This is a genomic window from Flintibacter muris (assembly GCF_943192995.1).
In the GTDB taxonomy this organism is placed as follows: domain Bacteria; phylum Bacillota; class Clostridia; order Oscillospirales; family Oscillospiraceae; genus Lawsonibacter; species Lawsonibacter muris.
In genome coordinates this window covers 200141-219843 of sequence record NZ_CALPCP010000001.1, presented here as the reverse complement: position 1 = coordinate 219843, position 19703 = coordinate 200141, and the positions used below count along the sequence as shown (strand labels likewise).

Genomic DNA, 19703 nt, shown 5'->3' with positions numbered 1-19703 from the left:
AAACTTACCTATGTGTGGGGAGGCTCCAGCCCGGCCACTTCCTTTGACTGCTCCGGCTTTGTGTCCTGGGTCATCAACCACTCGGGCTGGAATGTGGGCCGTCTGGGGGCACAGGGGCTTTACAACATCTGTACCCCGGTGGGCTCCCCCAGGCCCGGCGACCTTGTGTTTTTCAAAGGCACCTATAACACGCCGGGCGTGAGCCACTGTGGGATTTATGTAGGGGACGGGCGGATGCTCCACTGTGGAGATCCCATTGGCTACGCAAATTTGAATACAAGCTACTGGCAGTCTCATTTCTACGCCTACGGGCGTTTACCATAAAGCGCCCACCTTTTAGGTAAGAGATATAGCGTTTTCCTTCACTTTCCAAAAGGTTATAGAAAAAGCACAAAATCTTCGGGTTTTCCGAAGATTTTGTGCTACTAATGGCACCCGCGGGAGGATTCGAACCTCTGGCCTACCGCTTAGGAGGCGGTCGCTCTATCCATCTGAGCTACGCGGGCCTATGAAATTGCCGGACTGAAATCGAACTCGGAACGGTACGCCTGTGTCCCCGGAGTGGGGCGCTCTGTTCCCTACTTAGGAGGCGGACACTCTATCCTGCTGAGCTACGGACGCATATGGAATTTTTGGTGCCACTGGCGGACGAACTGCGCACACTTTAGGCGGCGGACGCTCTATCCAAGTGAGCTATCAGGGCGAATACTTCTGTTATTTTAGCCCAAATACTTTCGTCTGTCAACGGTAAAACGACCGGCTATCCTGAAAAAATAACCGACTGTCTCAAATCGATAGACAGGAGAGAGAAAAACAGCTATACTGTGACTTCAGAGAGGAGGGAGAAGCCATGGAGGTAGAGATCAGGATTGAGCCAGGGCGAAGGGAGCCCAAGGCAGTCATCCTGACCGGGGAGGAGAACGAGGAGCTTCGCCGGCTGGCGGAAAGCCTGTCCCGGCTGGCTCTGGGGCCCATCCCGGTGATTCGGGGAGAGGAAAAGCTGCTTCTGCCCCAAGGGGATTTCCTCCGATTCTATACCGACGGCAAAGGGGTGTCCGCCCAAACGGCGAAGGAGTCATACTCTGTCCGTCTGCGGCTTTACGAGCTGGAGGAACAGCTGGACGCCACCCGGTTTGTCCGCATCTCCAACGGGGAAATCATCAACCTGAATCGGGTCACTGCGGTGGACCTGTCGCTGGCGGGCACCATCTGTATGACCCTGGATGGGACGGTGAAGGCCTATGTGTCCCGGCGATATGTGAAGAAGATCAAGGAAACGCTGAATTTGGGGAGGAGGAACCGCCATGAAAAAGGATGAGCGAGCTCTGCTGGTCCGGATTTTGATTGGGGGGGCGGCTGGCCTGCTGGCTGCGCTGATTTTGTACCCCTATTTGATGAATACCCGGCTGGTGACTCCAGTGGTGTGCCTGCTGTGCGCAGGCCTGGGGGCGTCCGCAGGGGTGGCCACCCTGCCTTTTGCCGACGACAGCAGGTCTCTGCTGCTGCGCTCCGGAGCCCACTTTCTCGTCACCTCTGTGCTGTTTCTGCTGCTGGTGGCCCAGTACTGCGGCTGGTGGTGGCAGGATCTGCTGCTGTGGGAGGGGATTCTGGCCCTGCTGTATGCTCTGATCTGGCTGGGGCGGTGGATCGGCTGGTATATGGAGGTGGTACAGCTGCGGACTCTGCTGGGGCTGGAGCCTGGACCGTCACCGCTAAAGTGGCGGGAGACGCTGCCCTATCTGCCCTTTGTCCTGCTGCTGTGCGACGGCCTGCCCCTGGTTCTGCGCTGGCTGGACGCGCCGGATGTGCCCGTTTTGTCTGGGCTGATTCTGCCCTATCTGCTGCTGCCCGTGGCGGGGTTTTCCTCCGGACTGTCCCTGGGCAAGCGGCAGGGAGTGTGCCCGCTGTACCCGGTGGCCTGCTTTGTGTGCTATCTGCCCATGGTCTATCTGCTGTTCAACTACACTGCCCTGTTTCACTGTTTCATGGTGGCCGTCCCCGCCCTGGCCGGCAACGTGCTGGGCTGGATGTACCGCCGGGCGGTGCCGAAGGCACAATAAAATCAAAAGGCCCCCGCCGTCGGGACGGCTCCCGTAAAGAAGCCAACACCCTCTGGAAAGAAGTTGCTTTTCAGAGGGTGTTGCTTTATAATGAACGCATCGGCAAATCGGGGCTTGTTTACAATACAGGTCATGTTGTTGCAGAAGGGATATGAATAAGATGTCTAAATACAGCTTAAACATAGCAGTTAAATACGGGGAAACTTTAAGAGAATTTAGTAATAAATCTGAAGCCGAAAATTATTTTATTTCATATAAAGACAATTTGCTAAACAGATTAAAAGCGATCAGTATCCAAACATCTGCGTTTTTTCTTGACTATACGATTGAAAGCCTAAAAAATTTAGAAAAATGGTATTTTGATTTATATGAAAAGCAATCGTTTGGTCAGGTGGGATTGACACAAGAAGAATTTGAAAGCATGATGTCTGTTTATTGGGGCGAAGTCGTTATTAAAAATAATGAGGACGCTAAATGGGTGGTTATGGAATATCCTTTTTCGCAAAAAAAGTATGAATTCTTAGTGAACAAAGGACTTTGCAGCGTGTCGGTAGTTAATAAATTTCATGACTTGTATAACAGGCAGAGTAACAAACGAAGAACTCTGTTATTTAGAGAATATAATCGGTATTTCGCAAAGTAATTCCCAGTTTATTGCTCTCCCCCACAGGCACTTTCCCCGAAAGTGTCATAGTGGGTTATACAGTATAAAAGGGCAAGGCAGGCCGCTGTGGTCTGTCTTGCCCTCAACTTCTTTATAAAGCCTTACCCTCAGGCGGGGGGCCTATGTGTTTAAGACAGCTGGAACTGTCCAGTATAGAGCCGGTAGTACCGGCCTTTTTCCTCCAAAAGCTCCTTGTGGCTGCCCTTTTCCTCGATTTCGCCATGCTCAATGACCACAATGCAGTTTGAATTGCGCACGGTGGACAGGCGGTGGGCGATGACAAACACTGTCCGGCCCTCCATAAGGGCGTCCATGCCCTGCTGGATCAGAGCTTCGGTCCGGGTATCAATGGAGGAGGTGGCCTCGTCCAGAATCATCACCGGCGGGTCGGCCACGGCGGCACGGGCTATGGCCAGCAGCTGCCTTTGGCCCTGGGACAGATTGGCCCCGTCGCCGGTTACCATAGTCTGGTAGCCGTCAGGGAGGCGGCGGATAAAGGAGTGGGCGTTGGCGCTCTGGGCGGCGGCGATGCACTCCTCATCGGTGGCGTCCAGCCGGCCGTAGCGGATGTTGTCCATGATGGTGCCGGTGAACAGGTGGGTGTCCTGGAGGACTGCCCCTAAAGACCGGCGCAGGTCGTCCTTGCGGATGGCGGTAACATTGATGCCGTCGTAGGTAATCATGCCGCCTTCAATCTCGTAGAACCGGTTAATCAGGTTGGTGATGGTGGTCTTGCCCGCGCCGGTGGAGCCCACAAAGGCGATCTTCTGGCCCGGGTCGGCATAGACCGACACATCCTTCAAAATCCGTTTTCCCGGGACATAGGAGAAGTCCACATGGCTGAACCTCACCGCGCCCCTCAGCTCAGTGAGGTAAAAGTCCTCCCCGGGGACGCTGCGGACGGTGCCCCGAATGAGGTGCAGGCCCACCGCTCCGTCGAGACCCGGGTACTTCCAGGCCCAGCCGTGGTCGGCCAGCATGGCCGGGTCGGGGACAGACTCAGGGTCAGTGATCTCGGTAAGGGTTTCGTCCTCGCCCACAAAGACGGGGACCAGCTCCATACCGTTGCCACGGGGGGTCTTCCAGGCCCAGGTGCGGGGCCGGCCGGTGCCGGTGAAGGGGGACAGGGTGCCGTTGGCGTCCTTCTCCACGGCTACCAGGGTGACAGAACCCTGGTTGACCTCGGCGGCGGTGTCCATCACCTCAAAGATGCGCTCCGCTCCCGCCATGGCGGACAGAAGGGTGGTCATCTGCTGAGAGATCTGGTTCAGCGGCTGGCCCACCTGTTTGGAGTAGTTGAGGTAGATGGCCAGTCCTCCCAGGTCGAAGCCCTGGAGGACGGACAGCAATCCGCCAAAGGCGGCGGTGAGGGCGTAGCTGATATTCATCAGATTGCCCGCCATAGGCATAATCATGGTGGAATAGAAGTTGGCCTTCTGGGCGGCGTCCCGGTAGGTGTTGTTCAGGTTCCGGAACTTCTCCCTGGCCTCCTCTTCATGGGTGAAGGCTTTGACCACCTTCAAGCCCTCAATCACCTCCTGGATTTCACCGTTGACGGCGCCCAGGGCCTTCTGCTGTTTCTGGTAGAACCGGCGGCTGCGGCCGCCCAGTTTTTTAAACAGCGTCATGGTAAGGGCCAGCACCACAGCGGTGACCAGAAACAGCTTCCAGTTGATAAACAGCATCAGAGCCACCAGCCCAACAAACATCAGACAGCTGGACAGCAGGGAGACCACACTCTGCTGGAGGGCCAGCTGAACGTTATCGGCGTCGTTGGTAAAGCGGCTCATCAGCTCGCCGTGGGGGTGCTGGTCAAAGTAGGAGAGGGGCAGCTTTTGCATCTGATCGAACAGGTCCTTGCGCAGGCGGTTGACCCCTTTCTCCGCCAGGCGGACCATAGCGGCGGACTGGCCATAGGTGGCAAAGCAGCCCAGCACGTAGACCCCTGCCAGCTTGAGAATGGACAGGGCCAGCCCGGCGAAGTCGGTGCAGCCCGACCAGATAAAGTTGTTGATGATGGGCCGCATCATGTACGACCCGCCCAGGTTGGTGGCGACAGATACCATCAGGCAGAGCAGCACAAACAATAGCGGCAGTTTGCTCCGGGTGAGGTAGCCTATCAGACGGACAATGGTTTTTTTCATGTTTTTGGGCTTGACTGGCCCGGCCTTGAAGGCCTGATTAGGTCCTGGCATTATCCGCCCACCCCCTCTTGCTGAGATTGATAAATTTCCTGATAAATTCTGTTGCCGGCCAGCAGCTGGTCATGGGTGCCCCGTCCGGCGATATGGTCGTCATCCAGAATGAGGATCTCGTCGGCATACTGCACCGAGGAGATGCGCTGGGCGATGATGATTACGGTGGTGTCCTTCAAATTTTTGTGGAAGGACTCCCGAATGGCCGCCTCGGTGGCCGAGTCCACGGCTGAGGTGGAGTCGTCCAGAATGAGGATGGCCGGCTTGCGCAGCATGGCCCGGGCAATGCACAGCCGCTGCTTCTGCCCACCGGAGACGTTGGTGCCTCCCTGGGTCAGCTGGGTGTCAAAGCCCTCAGGCAGGCCCATGATGAAGTCGTAGGCCTGGGCGTCCTTGGCGGCCTGGATGATCTCCTCCTCGGTGGCGTCGGGGCGGCCCCACAGCAGATTCTCCCGAATGGTGCCGGTGAACAGCACGTTGGTCTGGAGCACCATGCCAATCCTCCCCCGCAGCTCCTCCAGTGGGTAGTCCCGCACGTCCACCCCGTCCACCAAGACGGAGCCGCCAGTGACATCGTAAAACCGGGGGATCAGGTTGACCAGGGAGGACTTGCCGGTGCCGGTGCCCCCCACAATAGCTACAAACTGCCCCGGCTCCACCGAGAAGCTGATGTGGGACAGCACGTCGTCTCCGGAGCCGCTGGCGGCGTATTTAAAGGAGACGTCCCGGAACTCCACCCGGCCCTTGGGGGCTGGGAGGGAGGCTGTCTCTGGCTTATCCTGGACCGATGGGACCGCGTCCAGCACCTCATTGATGCGCCGGGCGCAGGCCTGAGCCCGGGACAGCTGGAGCAGAGACATGGCCACCATCATCACGCTCATCAATACCTGCATGATGTAGGAGAGGAAGGCGTTTAAATCGCCCAAGTCGAAAGTGGCCCCCATGACCATTCGCCCGCCGAAGTAGAGCACAGCCAGGGTGGCTCCATTCATACACAGCATCATCAGGGGCATCATAGCAATTACCCGCATACCCACCTTGAGGCCGGCCATCATCAGCTCGTCGCTGGAGCGGTTAAATTTCTTCCGCTCATGGTCCTCCCGGACAAAGGCTTTTACTGCCCGGATAGCCACCAGATTTTCCTGGAGCACATTGTTCAGCCCGTCAATTTTCCTCTGCATCAGCTCAAAGAGCCTGGTGCATATTTTCATCAGAAGGGCGATAGCCAGCACCATTACAGGGATGATGACCAGCAGCACCACAGCCAGCCGGGCGTTGAGGTAGAGACTGACACCCAAAGCGGCAATGAGCATCACCGGAGCCCGGACCAGCATCCGCAGGCCCATGGCCAGCATCATGGTCATGGCGTTGACGTCGTTGGTCATGCGGGTAATGAGGGAGGCGGAGGAGAAACGGTCGATATCGGCAAAGGAAAATTCCTGCACCTTGTCAAACAGGCACTGGCGCAGGTTGCCGCCAAAGCCCTGGCTGGCGTAGGCGGCGTATTTGGCGGCCAGCACGCCGCAGGTCATGGAGATGGCGGCCAGCACCAGCATCGTCGCGCCCAAAGCGAAGATATAGCCCGTGTCCCCGGAGGGGATGGCCACGTCTACAATCTCCGCCATGACCAGGGGGAGGAGCAGTTCACAGATAACCTCCAGGATGATGAGGATGGGGGATTTGACCGCATCCTTTTTATAACCCTCCAAGTGGGTCAGGAACAGGGAAAGCAAGGTAAAATCACTCCTTTGGTTGGAAATGGAGGAGATTGTTCAGCATCCGCCGCTGGAATTGGGCCAGCTGCTGATATTCCTCCTCAGAAAAATCGGACAGCATTCGGACAGCCACCCGCTGGAATGCCTCCCGGCAGCCGGATACCGCCTGAGCTCCCTTTTCGGTGAGGCTGACCCGGTTGCGGCGGGCATCCCGCTGGCCCGGTTCCCGGCGGATGTAGCCGCTTTTCTCCAGTGATTTGAGAGAATTGGCAACCGCGGCAGGGGAGATGTGAAGCAGATCGGCCAGCTCCCGCTGGGCATGGCACGGCTGGTCCCCATCCTCACGTCCGCTCTCCAGAATGGTGAGCAGCATGGGGTGATTGACTTCACTGAGACCGGCGGCGTTCAGCTCCCACTGGACCGCCGCGCGGTGGGCGTGGTTCAACCGGCGGGACAGCAGTTCCATCTCGTGAAATGTATCTTCCACGAGGAAAACCTCCTTTCAAGAAAATAGTTAACCTGTTAACGATTAACGTGTTGACTATTTTAGCAGACCGAAAGTAAATGTCAAGGGCTTTTTGGAAGGTTCAAAAATTGTTTACAGAAAGCAAGCAGCCGCCTGGCCAGGCAGCTGCTTGAAGCTATTGCTATTGTTCGGGGGTGTCCGTTACATCAGACTGATCCGCCAGTACATAGTTGATCTCTGGTACGTACAACTGTGAAAGCCGTTTTTCTCCCGCCGTCCCCTGGGCCGAACCGGTCCCGCCGGTGCCAAAGGCGGGAATCTCATCCTCCCACCGCCAGGTTACAGTTCCGTTTTCCACCTTAAAGGCGGGGCCGTAGGCACTGGCTCCGGTGATGCCCTGCGCCTTCCGCTCCGCCTCAGCCTCGGCCAGCCGCTGCTCATATTGCTGCTGGGCCAGGCTGGTCCGGTAGGAGTTGATCCCCATTAAAGCCCAAAAAGCCGCTTCGCTAATGCCGGTGGCCACCAGAAGGATGGTCAGAACAGGAAGGAGCAACCGTCCCTTTTCTTTGGGGGGCTTTTCAGGTTCAGCCGGTTTTTCCTCTGGTACCTGCTCCGGCGTTTGTTCCGGCGCCTGCTCCGGTTCAGCGGACGCCTCCTGTGTCTGCCCGGCCAGGACCTCTTCCTGTAATTCTGCCATTTTGCTCACCAGCTTTCTTTATCTGCTCCTGCTGTACACAGCGGAAACCATCTTTGTAAACAGTATACTCCTTTTTAGAAAATTTGCAACCTGGAATACTCCACAAAAACGTTTTTCCTGGTAAAAGGAAAACCCTGGAACCTCTGTGGTCCCAGGGCTTTGATGAAAAATCAGCGCTTGGAGAACTGGGGCGCGCGGCGGGCCGCTTTGAGGCCGTATTTTTTGCGCCTTTGGCCCCTCAATCCCTTGATATGACTGCGTTTCCGGCATTGGCTGTTCAAGTTAGCCCATCATTTAACTCAACGGATGGAAGCCAATATGCTGCCGATAACGTTAGTCATGCGGGCCTTTGCCCAAACGCTTCGTTGATTACCGGAGATAATTCGCTGGGTCTATTATACTTTTGATAAGCATTAGGTTCGTTCATGTTCTCACCTCCTTTCGCAGCCGCGAAAGCGGGTGATTTTTTCTGATGTCCCCTTTCGTAAACCCTCAAACCATAAAAATTAAAATTGGACGTTGGTTTCGGGAAATTTCTCAAAAAAACTTTTGAGAAAATACAAAATGCGCCCGTCTGTAAAATGCAGACGAGCGCAAAGGAATACTTGCGTTGCAATCAGTGGAAAGGAGAACAGCAGTATGGAGCAAAAAAAGAACCTCTGCGCCCAGATCAGCTTAGAATTGCATCAAAAAATCTCGGAGGCCAGAGAGGAATCTGGCCTGACCACCGCGCAGTACATCACCAACCTGCTCATCGAATACTACGAAATGAAGGAAAACGGAGGTAAAACGACTATGGCTAACAACACCCGAACGATGGCATTCCAGATCCCGGAAACCCTTTTCCAGCGGATCAAGGCGCACCTGGAGCGCGAGACCCGGCGCACAGGCCGGAAGCTGACCCAGCGGGAGTTCGTGCTGGGGCTGGTGGAGGCGGCGCTGGACGAGGCAGAGCGGCAGGCCGCAGAGGACAGCCCTGCGCCTGAGATGGAGGAACAGCCCAGCGAGGACGCCGGTGCCGGCCCCTGTGAGGCCCACCCAGAGGGCAGCGGCACCCAGCCCCAGGAGGAGGACGACCCCGCCGCGTTGAGCGCGTAGTGGGCCGTGTGAGGCCGTGACAACCAAACAGCAGATGAGAAGCCCCCAGAGCATCCTGAATCGGGATGCTCTGGGGGCTTCTTTTCGTTTCGCCAGAAGGAGGTGAACCACCACGAGACAAAGCGCAACCCCAGCCTTCCGCTTCACGGACGAGGAAATGGAGACCGCCAAGGGGACAGACCTGCCGGACCTGCTGGAACACCTGGGCTACACCGTCCGCCGCCTGGGCAGTCGCTACCACACCACCAGGGAGATGGACAGCCTCCGCATCAAGGACCGCCGCACCTGGAAGCGTTACTCCAACGGCACGGGCGGGGACGCCATCACGTTCCTGCAGGAGTTCTGCGGCAAGGACTTCCGGGAGGCGGTGAACTACCTGCTGGAGTTCAACGGCAAGCGTTCCAGGGACTCCCCCGCCCCGCGCCCCAAGCCTGCGCAGCAGGAGGAAAAGCCCGTTTTCGCCCTGCCCATCGCCAACGGGGACCAGCGGCGGGTGTTCGCCTATCTTCAAAAGAGAGGCATCGCCGCCCAGGTCATCCGTGGCTTTATCGACTCCGGCCTGCTGTATGAGGACAGCCTGCATCACAACTGCGTCTTCGTGGGCCGGGACAGCGGCGGCAAGCCGGTGTTCGCCAGCAAGCGCGGCACCTACGACCTGAACGGCCCCGGCTTCAAGGGGGACGCGGTGGGCAGCGACAAAAGTGAGTTTCCGTCTCGACTTTGACGGTTCTGGCGAATTCAATATGCTGCTGCTCCCGGATGTGCAGAAGCAGTTTGTGCAGCACGTTAAGGAAGTCTATGAGAAGGACAATACCTTGGGCAGCGGCTATGTCTCCAGCGATCTCAATTTCCGCTTTAATGGCCGTATGGTGCATCTGGAATATACCTTTCACTGCCATGACGAAAACGAGGCTGAAGCGGAGAGCTTCTCCACCTACAGTGTACAGTGTGTTCAGGAGGCGCTGGAGGAGTTTGGCTGCAAGATCAGGAAAATCGAATGTAAGGCTGAGGAAGCGGACATGACGTGGCTGGATCGTCTGGAGGATGCGATCTTCGGTCCAAAGGACAAGGCACAGAAGCAGCCTCCGGCAAAGGATAAGTCTGGCCAAAAGACCGCTTCCAAGAAGAAAGCGCCCAGACAGGAGCGGTGACAGTGGAGCGGCCCAAGTTTATCGCCTCATGCTCATTCGGGAAAGATTCGCTGGCTACCATTTTGTTAGTGAAAGAGCATGGTGAACCTTTGGATGAGGCGGTCTACTGCGAAGTGATGTTCGACAAGGACATTTCCGGCGAGGTGCCGGAGCATCGGGACTTCATCTACAACACCGCTATTCCTGCATTGGAGCGGATGGGGGTAAAAATAATCGTTCTCCGCTCGGAAAAGACCTATGTGGAGCTGTTCACCGGGCGGGTGACCCGCGGCCCGAAAAAGGGCATGGTACGCTCCTTCCCTCTGTGTGGGAAGTGCGCCGTCCAGCGGGACTGCAAGGTCCGGCCCATCCAGCGGTATCAGAAAACCCTGCCGCCTGGGACGGTCCAGTATATCGGCATCGCCAAAGATGAGCATGAACGGCTGCTCCGTCTGGAGGGCGGCAGGCAGGTATCCCTGCTGGCAAAATATAATTTCAGGGAACAGGACGCATGGCAGCTCTGCGAGGACGCGGGGCTGCTTTCTCCTGTCTACGAATTCACCGACCGGGGCGGGTGCTGGTTCTGCCCCAACGCAAAGCTGCCGGAGCTGCGCCACCTCTACGACTACCACCCGGACCTGTGGGCCAGGATGCTGGCGCTCCAGGCTATCCCCAATAAAGCAACAGAGAAATTCAACCGCACCCAGAAGTTCTCCGACATTGACTCCATGTTCCGGCAGGAGGACGGCATAGCGGCTCTCAGGCAGGCGGCATAGCCGGGGATTGTTGGTATTGCTGGGGATTGACAGCGGATTTTTGTTGGGTATCGTGAATGGCTTTCTCTCTCTGGTTTGGGTATCGTTGTGGCTGTGCCAACAGCGCGAAAGGAGATGGTCAGCTTCATCGCAGGACCTCTATCATTCTATCCTGGGCCGGGCAGATTCTATTGTCTACGTCAGCAGGGCTTACCACAGAAATTGTATGCTGGAGCGTAACCGCTTTCTGGTAGACCACGCCGCCGCTCTGCTGGCCGTCTACAACGGAGAACGGCGCGGCGGAACGGCAGCAACCATGCGATACGCGCGGAAGATGGGCCGGGAGATCATCGTGATCGATCCTATTACCCGGCTGATCTCCCACGGTGATATTGTGCCGGGACCGGCACACTCCTGACGGGGGCGCAGTTGCGCCCCGTTCTTCCTGCGCGGATGTGCGGGAACGAGCGACCGAAGGAAGTGGAAAGCCGCACCGTCAGGAGTGTTCGACTGACCGCTTTGCGGTCGGTCCGGGGCTTGGGGGCGCAGGTCGCCAGTGGCGACCTCTGAGGGCCGCAGGCGCTCAGAAGTGCCGACCAAGCCGACAGGCGAGACCCCCAACAAGCTGCATTGGAATATCGTTTTCGATATTCCGATGCCCTGCTGGCCTACGTTATCGGAAATCTCCTACTTCAAAGGCGGAACAATTTTAATATTTCTCAAACAATTTTCAAACTTTACAAAAACAATCAGATTGTACAATATAGTCAACAAGTGAAATACCACTTGAAATCAGACATTTTGGAGGATTCTTAACTATGAATAAAAAAGACTTTGTAACCCTGATTATGAGCGTGGTCGGCGGTATCCTGTTTGCCCTGGGGATGTGCATGGTCCTCCTGCCGGAGTGGAACGCCATGACCCAGGGGGTTGTGACGGGGGCCATTGGGCTGGTGGTACTGCTGGCTATGCTGCTCGTCCGCCGCAAAATGGACGGCAAGCCCGCTATCGTATTCAGTGGCAAAACCATCGCAGCTACGCTGTTCGGCGTTTTTTCCACAATCGTGTTCGGCGTTGGAATGTGCATGACTATGGTCTGGAACATCATGATCCCTGGCATTGCCGTGGGTATCGTTGGCATCGTTCTGCTGTTGTGTCTCATTCCTGTCTGCAAAGGTCTGAAATAACGAAGGAGGGGTTTCCATGAAAAAAGCATTTATTGCCGCCGTAGCTACCAGTGCTGTTCTTGCTGCCACTGCCGCCATCATTACAGCGGTTACCCATTTTCGGGGAAATGATTAAGCATACCTATGGAGGCGGCCAAGGTGAAGCTGTCAAAACGATAGAAAAGTCCTGATGAGCAGTTGGTCTGACCTGCGCCATTCCCCTTGGCGCAGGTCAGATTTTTGATAAATTTTTATAAATGAGTAAAACGCAAACAAAACTTTAACATTTCTGTGCTATAATAGGCAAAACAGCTTGTGGAGGAACGCTTATGTTCAAAATATTGGTGGTTGAGGACGACAAGGAGCTTAACCGGTCGGTCTGCACGTTCCTGAATCAGAGCGGCTATGAGGCGGCCGGCTGCCTGAACGCCACCGATGCCTATGACGCCATGTATGCCGCGGCCTTTGACTTGATTATTTCCGATATCATGATGCCCGGCGTTGACGGCTTTGAATTTGCCCAGACCGTGCGGGAGCTGGAAGCCAATGTCCCCATCCTGTTCATGACGGCGCGGGACGATTTCGCCTCCAAGCAGCGAGGCTACCGAGCGGGCATTGACGATTATATGGTGAAACCCATCCACTTGGATGAATTGTTTCTCCGGATCGGGGCGCTGCTGCGGCGGGCCAGGATCGCCAGCAGCCACAGGCTGGAGGCAGGCGGTCTGGTATTGGATGCGGATGAGCGCACAGCTTATCTGGATGGTACAGAGGTTCCTCTGACCCACCGGGAGTTCAACATCCTTTATAAGCTACTTTCCTATCCGAAAAAGGCTTTCACCCGCACGCAGCTTATGGACGAATTCTGGGATGTAGAGACATCCACCGCACCCAGGGCTGTGGATGTGTATATGGCCAAGCTGCGGGACAAATTTTCAGACTGTGACGCCTTTGAGATCGTCACCGTGCGGGGACTGGGCTATAAGGCGGTGTTGAAATGAGGAAAGGCCGAATTCTTCTCCTGCTCCGTCCGGTCTGGAACTGCATCCCATTTTTTCTGCTGATCTCCTTTGTGGCTACCTGCTGTCTGGAGCTGTTCCTAATTGAGATGCAGCGGAGCATGGGAATTGTGTTCTACAAGGAAAATATTGAGAGCGCAGCAAAAGCCCGCCGACTTTGCGGAGTTCCTGCGGCTGATGGAGGAGTCTGGATTTACGGTAAAGCATGGCCGGGGCGGTGTGATTTCGTTCCTTGCCCCCGGGCAGGATAAGCCCACCCGCCTGCGGGCATCCACCCTTGGGGACGGCTTTGATCCCGAGGACATCCGGGCGGTGATTGCCGGGGAGCGGCCCATCCCGGAACTTGCGGACGAGGCCCCGGCTCCTGTCCGGCGGGTTAATCTCATTATTGATATTCAACAGCGCATGGCCGAGGGCAAGGGCCCGGCTTATGAACGGTGGGCCAAGGTTTACAATCTAAAACAGATGGCCGCCGCCCTCCAGTATCTGCGGGAGCATGGCCTTACAGACTATGAGTCTATGGCGGCCAGCACCGAGGCGGCGGTGGAGCACTTTCACGCTCTGGCCGGGAAACTGCAGGAAATGGAGGCGGCCCTCGAAAAGACATCCGGGCTTATGGCGGCCACGGTAGACTATGCCAAGACCCGGCCTGTATTTGATGGCTATAAGGCGGCCCGGTACAGTAAAAAATATCTTGCGGAGCACGAGGCGGAGCTTGCCAGCTACCGGGCGGCGAAAGCGGCATTGAACAAACTCTTAAACGGGGAGAAACTTCCCAAAATAGCGGATATGAAAAAGACCCGCCAGGAGTTGGCGGAAAAGAAAAAGGCCTTTTATGCAAAGTACCGCAAGGCCCAGGCGGATATGCGGCAGGCCGTGGCGGTCAAGGCGAACATTGACCATCTGCTCGGCCACACGGACGGGCGGGAAAATAAGGCCCCGGAGCGGTAGCCCGGGCCGCAGACAATAAGCGTAAGCGCCGGGACTTTGGGACACTTTGTCCCGAAGTCCTGCGGGTTTGGGGAGCTCCCCAACAAGCATTTTCGCAGGGCCAGCGGCACAAGAAAATAGCAGGTGTGGGCACACCTGCCCTGCTTGCCGTTTTGTGCGATTCCTCTACATGGCGCAAAAAACGGAGGTTCTTACTCTTGAACCTCCGTTTCTCTGGCTTTTTTCAATCCTTCTGCTGTGGCTTTCATAACAACGAGTTCTTTCTCGTCCATTGAGTTCAGCATGACATCAATAGATTTACGGCAACTGTTCTCGCCCCGGTGTCCTTCCGTATAGAAAAATTGGTCTACGGAAATATCAAACATAGTGACTAGCTGGAAGAATAAGTTAAAACTGGGGTGCTGTCCTTTGTTTTCAATGCTCATAATTGTGCGATCAGTCTTTCCAACTAACTCCGCAAGATAAGCCTGTGTCCAACCCCGTTCTTCTCTGGCCTGCTTAATAGCCAAACCCAAACCATGAAAGTCAAATCGTCTTTCATCTTGGTTCATTTTCATATCACCCTATATCATTCTACATTTCGGGTTAAATTATGTGAATGAAACATAATTTCAGTTTTAGTAGTATTTAATTTCGTCATTTTTTCATTGTTGACAATTATAATAAACAAAAGTATAATATGTTTATAAGAAAGGAGAAGAAATATGGACTACGGAAAAATGACACTTGATGAAATCAAAAAAGGGTATAAGTATGACAAGGAGCAAGATGCTTTTGTCTGCAATCATTGTGGGCAGGTATTTAATATTGGCCAGGTGTTTCAAATTGAGGGAAACTTTTTTATGGCTGAACCTGCGGTAATGAAACACATTAGTCAGTCCCACGATAGCAATTTGACACAGTTGCTTTGCTCGGAGTCAAAGTATAATACTCTAACCCAAAACCAGAGAGATTTACTTGCTATGTTCTATTCAAAAATGTCTGATAAGGATATGGCAAAAAAATTAAATGTAACAGAGGCTACAATTCGTAGACAACGCTTTACATTTAGGGAAAAGGCAAAACAGGCTAAATTCTATTTAGCCATGTATGAATTAGTGTTTGAGGATGAACCAACAACCACTGAACAGATCATTCCCATTCATAATAATGCAATTTATGTGGATGATCGCTATCTTATCACAGAGGATGAAAAGCAACACATTGTTGAGACTTTTTTTTCCAGTATTCAACCTCTTGTACTAAAATCTTTTTCGCCCAAAGAAAAGAAAAAGGTTGTTATCCTTGGAAAAATAGCTGAACAATTTGAATATGGAAAAAAATACAGTGAGCAAGAAGTTAATGAAATTCTCAAGCCTATTTATGCTGATTATATGACTATTCGACGATACCTTATTATGTACGGATTTATGGAGCGTACCAGAGATGGCCGACAATATTGGCTCACAAATTAGAAGGAGGAAAGGATGAAACCGATTATTGACCATATTCAAATTACGGTTAAAAATATGAAGATCGCAGAGCCGTTTTATGACAAACTTATGCCCATTTTGGGATATAGTCTGACGGACAAAATAAGCGCCGTTATTGAAGAACACGATTTATATGTGGTTGAATATTTGAACGAAAGTTTTGATTTTGCTATATGTTCACCCCGTACAACTTTCAAAAGTGATACTATACACCGAAGAAAACCAGGAGCATTTCACCATATGGCATTTAGAGCTAATTCAAGAAAAGAAGTGGATGAGCTCTATTTGCGTATCAAAGAAATAGGGGCAAATATAATTTATACTCCACGAATTTTTGAAGAACACGGTCCCTATTATTATGCGATGTTTTTCAAAGATTTAGAGGGGATCAAATATGAAATTGTGTTTAACAAACCGGAAAGTGAGGTGGTTTAATGTCTGGACGGGTATGGTTGTATTGTCCAGTGTGTAACAGCAAAACCCGCATACAACTTAGAGCAGATACTATCCTTGAAAACTTTCCCTTATTCTGCCCAAAGTGTAAGCATGAAACTGTAATAAGTGTAAAATACCAAAAAATCTTAACACTAAAAGAGCCAGACGCATTGACGCAGAGCCGATAAATCGTGAACCTTAGCTTTGTCACGATTATCGGCTCATTTTTTATTATCTTATATTTGTTTTATCTGCCCAGCGGCAGAAAAGAAAAAAACCGCTGATAGGCAGACGATTTCATATGTCCATTTAAGAGCAAAAACAGCGGTTTGAGAAAATCAAAGCCGCTGTTTTTTGATAGGATGAGGCATCCCCTCTACCATGCTATTACAACGGCTTGTGTGGGAGGAAGTCGCTGTAATGCAATATATCTATTCAAATAATTTAGTGGTTTTGCCGTTGTCAAAAAAAGTCCGTTCCCTCCACCGGAGCAATTTGACATTCTACATGAAATAATTTTTCGTTTATCATACAACTATATTTCATGCGCTTGTATAGCTTTGTGCTGTGCAGGCGTTTTTTGTTATCCGCACTTCGAGACAAAGTGTCCCAAGGTTCGGGGCGGCTCCCCGGGATGCCGCTCCCCACCAGCCCCGTTTCGGTCACTCGTTCACCCAAACACCGAAACGGAGGTTTATTATGACTACAATCAATCTGAAAGATTTTTATTATTGGCACACACAGGATCAGTTTATCGAGGTTTCCGACGAGGTGGCGGCTGTCTTTCTGGCCGATGCCCGGTATGAGATGGCCTACCAGCGGCGGCTCTCCCGGCACAAGGCGCAGTATTCTCTGGACTGCGATGACGGGATCGAATATTCCGCCTGCCTGCATGAGCCCACCCCGCAGGAACTGCTGGAGCGTATGGAAGTGTTCTGCCGTCTGTGGAACGCCCTTAACTCCCTGCCCGAAGTCCAGGGCCGGAGGATCGATGCCCACATCATTCTTGGAAAAAGCATCAAGGAAATTGCCGAGGCTGAGGGCGTACATGAGGAGTCTGTCCGCCAGTCCATCAAACGGGGGCTTGAGCGCATGAAAAAAACTTTTTAATTTTTTTCATTTTACCCACTTGGAAATGATGAAAAAATGTCTCGGTTTATGAGAGGAGGTTTTCTTCTCAGCACAGATGAACAGGAGCGGCCCCGGGCATAGTGCGGGGAGCCAGGCGGCGGGTGCGCTGTGACTTTCTCCATTGGGAAACGAGCGAACAACACCAACGCCGCAAATGGGCCGAGCCAGCCCAGGGCCACGATCCGCCGCAGGACAGGCTGGCCGCCTGTCCCTCCGGGCCGCCCTCTCATCCGTGTGGGATCGCCGTCCCGAGTATCATTGTCTTTGGACAGGTCAAGAAAATGTGGGCGGCGATCCCGTAATTTTAGGAAAGTGAGGTACAGTCTATGAACTATGATCCAGCAGAATTGGCGGCCCTGTTATCCCAGCCGTGGAGTAACGGTTCCTGCCGGGGCTATATGATTATGGCGATGGAAAACTGCGGCTTTGCCGGTGATGACATCCGCCGTATCATGGCCGAGCTCCATGAGCTGTTTGACTTCGTTTCTCTGGAGGAGGCCGAGGCCCACTACCAAAAAAGCCCCTACTGACTTCGAGACATTGTGTCCCGATGTGGAGCAAGACAAGAGGGCGGCACTGTTCCGGTGCCGTCCTCTTGCGTTTCCCCACAGGACAGACGGGAGGCGGTTTATTGATTTGAGAGGAGGTTTTACCGTGAGATTAAATGCACAGGTATTGGAACAAATGAAAAGCGTTGATATTGGCGCAGTGGCTCCCGAGTCCCTGCCTGATGTGAGCGGTATGACCTTTAACAACGCTCTCCCCAAAGAGGAGCGCATCGCCTGTTTCCTGCAGGCTGTTAAAAATCCATACTGCTTTTGCATCGGCGGTGTCGGTGTAAAAATTGAATTTGCGGAAAGCGGGCCGTCCTTGCAGGACACGCTGACAGACTTTCTGCTCCGGCAAAAAAGCGGGCTGTAACTTTGGTTATGGCCTGTTTGCTACTTCGAGACAAAGTGTCCCGATGCAAAGGCATCCTTGTTGTCCTGCCCGGGCAGAGTTATAATATAGATGTAATGTGATAGGGAAGGAGGAACAATGGCACGAACAAAAAACAGAGGATTTCAGCAGAGTTTCTCTCCCTCTTATGCTGTCCGCCGCTGGCGGCTGGGCGCATACATCCGGCTCTCCAAAGAAGATTTGAAAAAAGCCCGGGAGGGTAAAGACGACAGCAACAGCGTAAAAAATCAGCGTGACCTGCTGGGAGACTTTTACTTCAAGCACCAGGACGAATTTGAAAGCATTACCGAGTATGTGGATGACGGACACACGGGAACAGACGCCAACCGGGAGGATTTCCAACGGCTCCTTGCTGATGTTATGAGCGGCAAAATAAACTGTGTGATCGTCAAAGACCTTTCCCGTTTCGCAAGAAATTACAGTGATGCTGGCAGTTTGATTGACAACCTGTTTGTACAGATGGGTGTCCGCTTTATCAGCCTTGCCGAAAATGTGGACAGCTACCGTGACCCGGACAGCGTTTCCAGTATCATCGTCCCGATTACGAATGTAATGAACGATCAATACTGTTATCAGACCTCAAAGAAAATCCGGCAGGTATTCGATTACAAGCGGCGCAACGGCCAGTACATCGGCTCCTTTGCTCCCTATGGTTATCTGAAAGACCCGAAAGACAAGCACCAGTTAATCGTCGATCCCGATGCGGCTGAAATTGTAAAGCTCATTTATGATTTATGCCTGCAGGGTATGGCGAGGCGGGCTATGGTTTATTATCTGAACGATCACGGCATCCCAAGCCCCACAACATACCGCAGGGAAAAGGGCCTGCCTGCCAGTTCAACATCGGACAATCCCCTGTGGGGCGATAAAATTGTGACCCTCATTCTTACCAATCCGATTTATACCGGGGATTTGGTACAGGGCCGCCGCCGGGTGAAAAGCTACAAAGTACACCGGATTGAGCAAGTGCCGGAGGAAGAATGGGTGCGGGTGTCCGATACCCACGAGGCTATCATAGACCGGGAAACATTTGAAAAGGTGCAGGCTCTCTTAAAGCGTGATACCCGGACAACTCCCCGGAAAAAGGAGCTCCACCTGTTCAGCGGTTTCCTCCGCTGTGCGGATTGTGGAAAATCCGTTACCCGGAGCCAGAGCGGGCAAAGCTACCGTTATCTTTGCTCTACCTACAAAAACCGCTCCCGGACTGCCTGCACCATGCATGCGATCAAACATGAACGGCTGGAGGCCGCTGTCCTGTTCGCTGTGCGGCAACAGGTACATCTGGCGGTTTCCTACTCCGAGATTATTTCCCGTATCAATTCGGCCCCTGTCAAAAAAAGCCAGTCTTTCCGGCTGGATGATCTGATAGCCGCCAAGGAGCGGGAACTGGCAAAAGTTACCCGGTATAAGCAGTCTCTTTATCAAGACTGGAAAGACGGGGAAATTACCCAGCAGGACTACCGGGATATGAAAGCCGATTATGAGCGGCAGGCCGCATCCCTTTCGGATATTCTGGCCCGGCTGACCGCTGAAAGGTCGGAACTGGCAAACGGTGTTGACAACGAGCATCCCGCTCTTATAGCCTTTATGAAATACCAGAACATTGAAACACTTAACCGGGAAATTCTGATTGAACTTGTAGACCATATCAAGGTTTATGAAAACGGCAATATCAGCGTGAAATTTAAGTTTTCTGATGAGCTCCGCCGGATTGCCGAGTACATTGAAATTAACACCACTCAAAACCCCGCTGTGGCGGGCTGATTCCCGCCACAAACCTTTCTGACAG

22 protein-coding genes, 1 tRNA gene and 2 pseudogenes are annotated in these 19703 nt (G+C 53.4%); 19 read left to right on the top strand and 6 right to left on the bottom strand.

All coding sequences use genetic code 11. From position 1 onward, the window contains the following. Nucleotides 1-6: 6 nt before the first annotated feature. Nucleotides 7-324: pseudogene (locus tag NFS22_RS01275) on the top strand (C40 family peptidase); the annotation flags it as partial. A 105-nt stretch (nt 325-429) separates the two neighbouring features. On the opposite strand, the gene NFS22_RS01270 reads toward NFS22_RS01275, so the two are convergent. Continuing rightward, nucleotides 430-506 (bottom strand) — tRNA-Arg (locus NFS22_RS01270). 344 nt (nt 507-850) lie between these two features. On the opposite strand from NFS22_RS01270, the gene NFS22_RS01265 reads away from it, so the two are divergent. From NFS22_RS01265 to NFS22_RS01255, 3 genes are all read left to right on the top strand, one after another. After that, a complete protein-coding gene (locus tag NFS22_RS01265) occupies nt 851-1318 on the top strand; it encodes a LytTR family DNA-binding domain-containing protein (protein WP_251315942.1) in 468 nt (155 codons plus the stop codon). After that, on the top strand, nt 1305-2060 hold the full coding sequence (locus NFS22_RS01260) for a DUF3021 domain-containing protein (protein ID WP_251315941.1): 756 nt from the start codon (nt 1305-1307) through the stop codon (nt 2058-2060). The genes NFS22_RS01265 and NFS22_RS01260 overlap by 14 nt, the downstream gene beginning before the upstream one ends. A gap of 160 nt (nt 2061-2220) precedes the next feature. Further along, nucleotides 2221-2703, top strand: a complete 483-nt coding sequence (locus NFS22_RS01255) for a hypothetical protein (RefSeq protein ID WP_251315940.1) — start codon at nt 2221-2223, stop codon at nt 2701-2703. 149 nt (nt 2704-2852) lie between these two features. Here the strand turns inward: NFS22_RS01255 and NFS22_RS01250 are convergent, their stop codons facing one another. The 4 genes from NFS22_RS01250 to NFS22_RS01235 all read right to left on the bottom strand — a co-directional run bounded on the left by NFS22_RS01250 (nt 2853) and on the right by NFS22_RS01235 (nt 7797). After that, nucleotides 2853-4919, bottom strand: a complete 2067-nt coding sequence (locus NFS22_RS01250; RefSeq protein ID WP_251315939.1) for an ABC transporter ATP-binding protein — start codon at nt 4917-4919, stop codon at nt 2853-2855. Further along, nucleotides 4919-6652: an ABC transporter ATP-binding protein gene (locus NFS22_RS01245; protein WP_251315938.1), complete on the bottom strand. Its 1734-nt coding sequence runs from the start codon at nt 6650-6652 to the stop codon at nt 4919-4921. The genes NFS22_RS01250 and NFS22_RS01245 overlap by 1 nt, the downstream gene beginning before the upstream one ends. A gap of 7 nt (nt 6653-6659) precedes the next feature. Next, nucleotides 6660-7121: a MarR family winged helix-turn-helix transcriptional regulator gene (locus NFS22_RS01240; RefSeq protein WP_251315937.1), complete on the bottom strand. Its 462-nt coding sequence runs from the start codon at nt 7119-7121 to the stop codon at nt 6660-6662. Between the two features lie 160 nt (nt 7122-7281). Then, nucleotides 7282-7797: a hypothetical protein gene (locus NFS22_RS01235; protein WP_251315936.1), complete on the bottom strand. Its 516-nt coding sequence runs from the start codon at nt 7795-7797 to the stop codon at nt 7282-7284. 639 nt (nt 7798-8436) lie between these two features. Here NFS22_RS01235 and NFS22_RS01230 point away from each other — a divergent pair. From NFS22_RS01230 to NFS22_RS01195, 8 genes and pseudogenes are all read left to right on the top strand, one after another. Further along, on the top strand, nt 8437-8895 hold the full coding sequence (locus tag NFS22_RS01230; protein ID WP_251315935.1) for a translation initiation factor 2: 459 nt from the start codon (nt 8437-8439) through the stop codon (nt 8893-8895). 157 nt (nt 8896-9052) lie between these two features. Further along, nucleotides 9053-9619 (top strand): DUF3991 domain-containing protein, encoded by a 567-nt coding sequence (locus tag NFS22_RS01225; RefSeq protein WP_251315934.1) that lies wholly within the window; start codon nt 9053-9055, stop codon nt 9617-9619. Continuing rightward, nucleotides 9597-10046, top strand: a complete 450-nt coding sequence (locus tag NFS22_RS01220) for a hypothetical protein (protein ID WP_251315933.1) — start codon at nt 9597-9599, stop codon at nt 10044-10046. The genes NFS22_RS01225 and NFS22_RS01220 overlap by 23 nt, the downstream gene beginning before the upstream one ends. A 2-nt stretch (nt 10047-10048) precedes the next feature. Next, a complete protein-coding gene (locus NFS22_RS01215; RefSeq protein ID WP_251315932.1) occupies nt 10049-10801 on the top strand; it encodes a phosphoadenosine phosphosulfate reductase in 753 nt (250 codons plus the stop codon). A 7-nt stretch (nt 10802-10808) separates the two neighbouring features. Then, nucleotides 10809-11198 (top strand): SLOG family protein, encoded by a 390-nt coding sequence (locus NFS22_RS01210; RefSeq protein WP_251315931.1) that lies wholly within the window; start codon nt 10809-10811, stop codon nt 11196-11198. Nucleotides 11199-11598: 400 nt separating this feature from the next. Beyond that, a complete protein-coding gene (locus NFS22_RS01205) occupies nt 11599-11967 on the top strand; it encodes a hypothetical protein (protein WP_251315930.1) in 369 nt (122 codons plus the stop codon). Between the two features lie 308 nt (nt 11968-12275). Beyond that, the gene (locus NFS22_RS01200; RefSeq protein WP_251315929.1) at nt 12276-12947 is read left to right on the top strand and encodes a response regulator transcription factor; all 672 of its coding nucleotides are present in this window, start codon (nt 12276-12278) and stop codon (nt 12945-12947) included. 156 nt (nt 12948-13103) lie between these two features. Beyond that, a pseudogene (locus NFS22_RS01195) lies at nt 13104-13916 on the top strand (relaxase/mobilization nuclease domain-containing protein); the annotation flags it as partial. A 191-nt stretch (nt 13917-14107) separates the two neighbouring features. Here the strand turns inward: NFS22_RS01195 and NFS22_RS01190 are convergent. Further along, nucleotides 14108-14473: a helix-turn-helix domain-containing protein gene (locus NFS22_RS01190; protein ID WP_120475860.1), complete on the bottom strand. Its 366-nt coding sequence runs from the start codon at nt 14471-14473 to the stop codon at nt 14108-14110. A 147-nt stretch (nt 14474-14620) separates the two neighbouring features. On the opposite strand from NFS22_RS01190, the gene NFS22_RS01185 reads away from it, so the two are divergent. The 7 genes from NFS22_RS01185 to NFS22_RS01155 all read left to right on the top strand — a co-directional run bounded on the left by NFS22_RS01185 (nt 14621) and on the right by NFS22_RS01155 (nt 19678). Then, nucleotides 14621-15370: a DUF2087 domain-containing protein gene (locus NFS22_RS01185; RefSeq protein ID WP_160209846.1), complete on the top strand. Its 750-nt coding sequence runs from the start codon at nt 14621-14623 to the stop codon at nt 15368-15370. A gap of 12 nt (nt 15371-15382) precedes the next feature. Further along, complete coding sequence (locus tag NFS22_RS01180) at nt 15383-15823, top strand: VOC family protein (protein ID WP_120475858.1); 441 nt, start codon at nt 15383-15385, stop codon at nt 15821-15823. Continuing rightward, nucleotides 15823-16011, top strand: a complete 189-nt coding sequence (locus tag NFS22_RS01175) for a cysteine-rich KTR domain-containing protein (RefSeq protein WP_120475857.1) — start codon at nt 15823-15825, stop codon at nt 16009-16011. Before NFS22_RS01180 ends, NFS22_RS01175 begins: the two co-directional genes overlap by 1 nt. A gap of 511 nt (nt 16012-16522) precedes the next feature. Beyond that, nucleotides 16523-16933, top strand: coding sequence for a sigma-70 family RNA polymerase sigma factor (locus NFS22_RS01170; RefSeq protein WP_160305914.1), 411 nt, complete (start codon nt 16523-16525; stop codon nt 16931-16933). Nucleotides 16934-17280: 347 nt separating this feature from the next. Further along, nucleotides 17281-17484 (top strand): hypothetical protein, encoded by a 204-nt coding sequence (locus NFS22_RS01165; protein WP_251315928.1) that lies wholly within the window; start codon nt 17281-17283, stop codon nt 17482-17484. Nucleotides 17485-17608: 124 nt separating this feature from the next. Beyond that, nucleotides 17609-17875: a DUF6870 family protein gene (locus tag NFS22_RS01160; protein ID WP_251315927.1), complete on the top strand. Its 267-nt coding sequence runs from the start codon at nt 17609-17611 to the stop codon at nt 17873-17875. A gap of 117 nt (nt 17876-17992) precedes the next feature. Beyond that, nucleotides 17993-19678 (top strand): recombinase family protein, encoded by a 1686-nt coding sequence (locus NFS22_RS01155; RefSeq protein ID WP_251315926.1) that lies wholly within the window; start codon nt 17993-17995, stop codon nt 19676-19678. The last annotated feature ends 25 nt before the right edge of the window (nt 19679-19703 follow it).

Coding starts and splice junctions, on each gene's coding strand:
- NFS22_RS01175 (WP_120475857.1), top strand. CDS start 15,823: ATGTCTGGACGGGTATGGTTGTATTGTCCAGTGTGTAACAGCAAAACC.
- NFS22_RS01250 (WP_251315939.1), bottom strand. CDS start 4,919: ATGCCAGGACCTAATCAGGCCTTCAAGGCCGGGCCAGTCAAGCCCAAA.
- NFS22_RS01205 (WP_251315930.1), top strand. CDS start 11,599: ATGAATAAAAAAGACTTTGTAACCCTGATTATGAGCGTGGTCGGCGGT.
- NFS22_RS01170 (WP_160305914.1), top strand. CDS start 16,523: ATGACTACAATCAATCTGAAAGATTTTTATTATTGGCACACACAGGAT.
- NFS22_RS01225 (WP_251315934.1), top strand. CDS start 9,053: ATGGAGACCGCCAAGGGGACAGACCTGCCGGACCTGCTGGAACACCTG.
- NFS22_RS01235 (WP_251315936.1), bottom strand. CDS start 7,797: ATGGCAGAATTACAGGAAGAGGTCCTGGCCGGGCAGACACAGGAGGCG.
- NFS22_RS01190 (WP_120475860.1), bottom strand. CDS start 14,473: ATGAAAATGAACCAAGATGAAAGACGATTTGACTTTCATGGTTTGGGT.
- NFS22_RS01155 (WP_251315926.1), top strand. CDS start 17,993: ATGGCACGAACAAAAAACAGAGGATTTCAGCAGAGTTTCTCTCCCTCT.
- NFS22_RS01185 (WP_160209846.1), top strand. CDS start 14,621: ATGGACTACGGAAAAATGACACTTGATGAAATCAAAAAAGGGTATAAG.
- NFS22_RS01165 (WP_251315928.1), top strand. CDS start 17,281: ATGAACTATGATCCAGCAGAATTGGCGGCCCTGTTATCCCAGCCGTGG.
- NFS22_RS01260 (WP_251315941.1), top strand. CDS start 1,305: ATGAAAAAGGATGAGCGAGCTCTGCTGGTCCGGATTTTGATTGGGGGG.
- NFS22_RS01255 (WP_251315940.1), top strand. CDS start 2,221: ATGTCTAAATACAGCTTAAACATAGCAGTTAAATACGGGGAAACTTTA.
- NFS22_RS01230 (WP_251315935.1), top strand. CDS start 8,437: ATGGAGCAAAAAAAGAACCTCTGCGCCCAGATCAGCTTAGAATTGCAT.
- NFS22_RS01200 (WP_251315929.1), top strand. CDS start 12,276: ATGTTCAAAATATTGGTGGTTGAGGACGACAAGGAGCTTAACCGGTCG.
- NFS22_RS01180 (WP_120475858.1), top strand. CDS start 15,383: ATGAAACCGATTATTGACCATATTCAAATTACGGTTAAAAATATGAAG.
- NFS22_RS01265 (WP_251315942.1), top strand. CDS start 851: ATGGAGGTAGAGATCAGGATTGAGCCAGGGCGAAGGGAGCCCAAGGCA.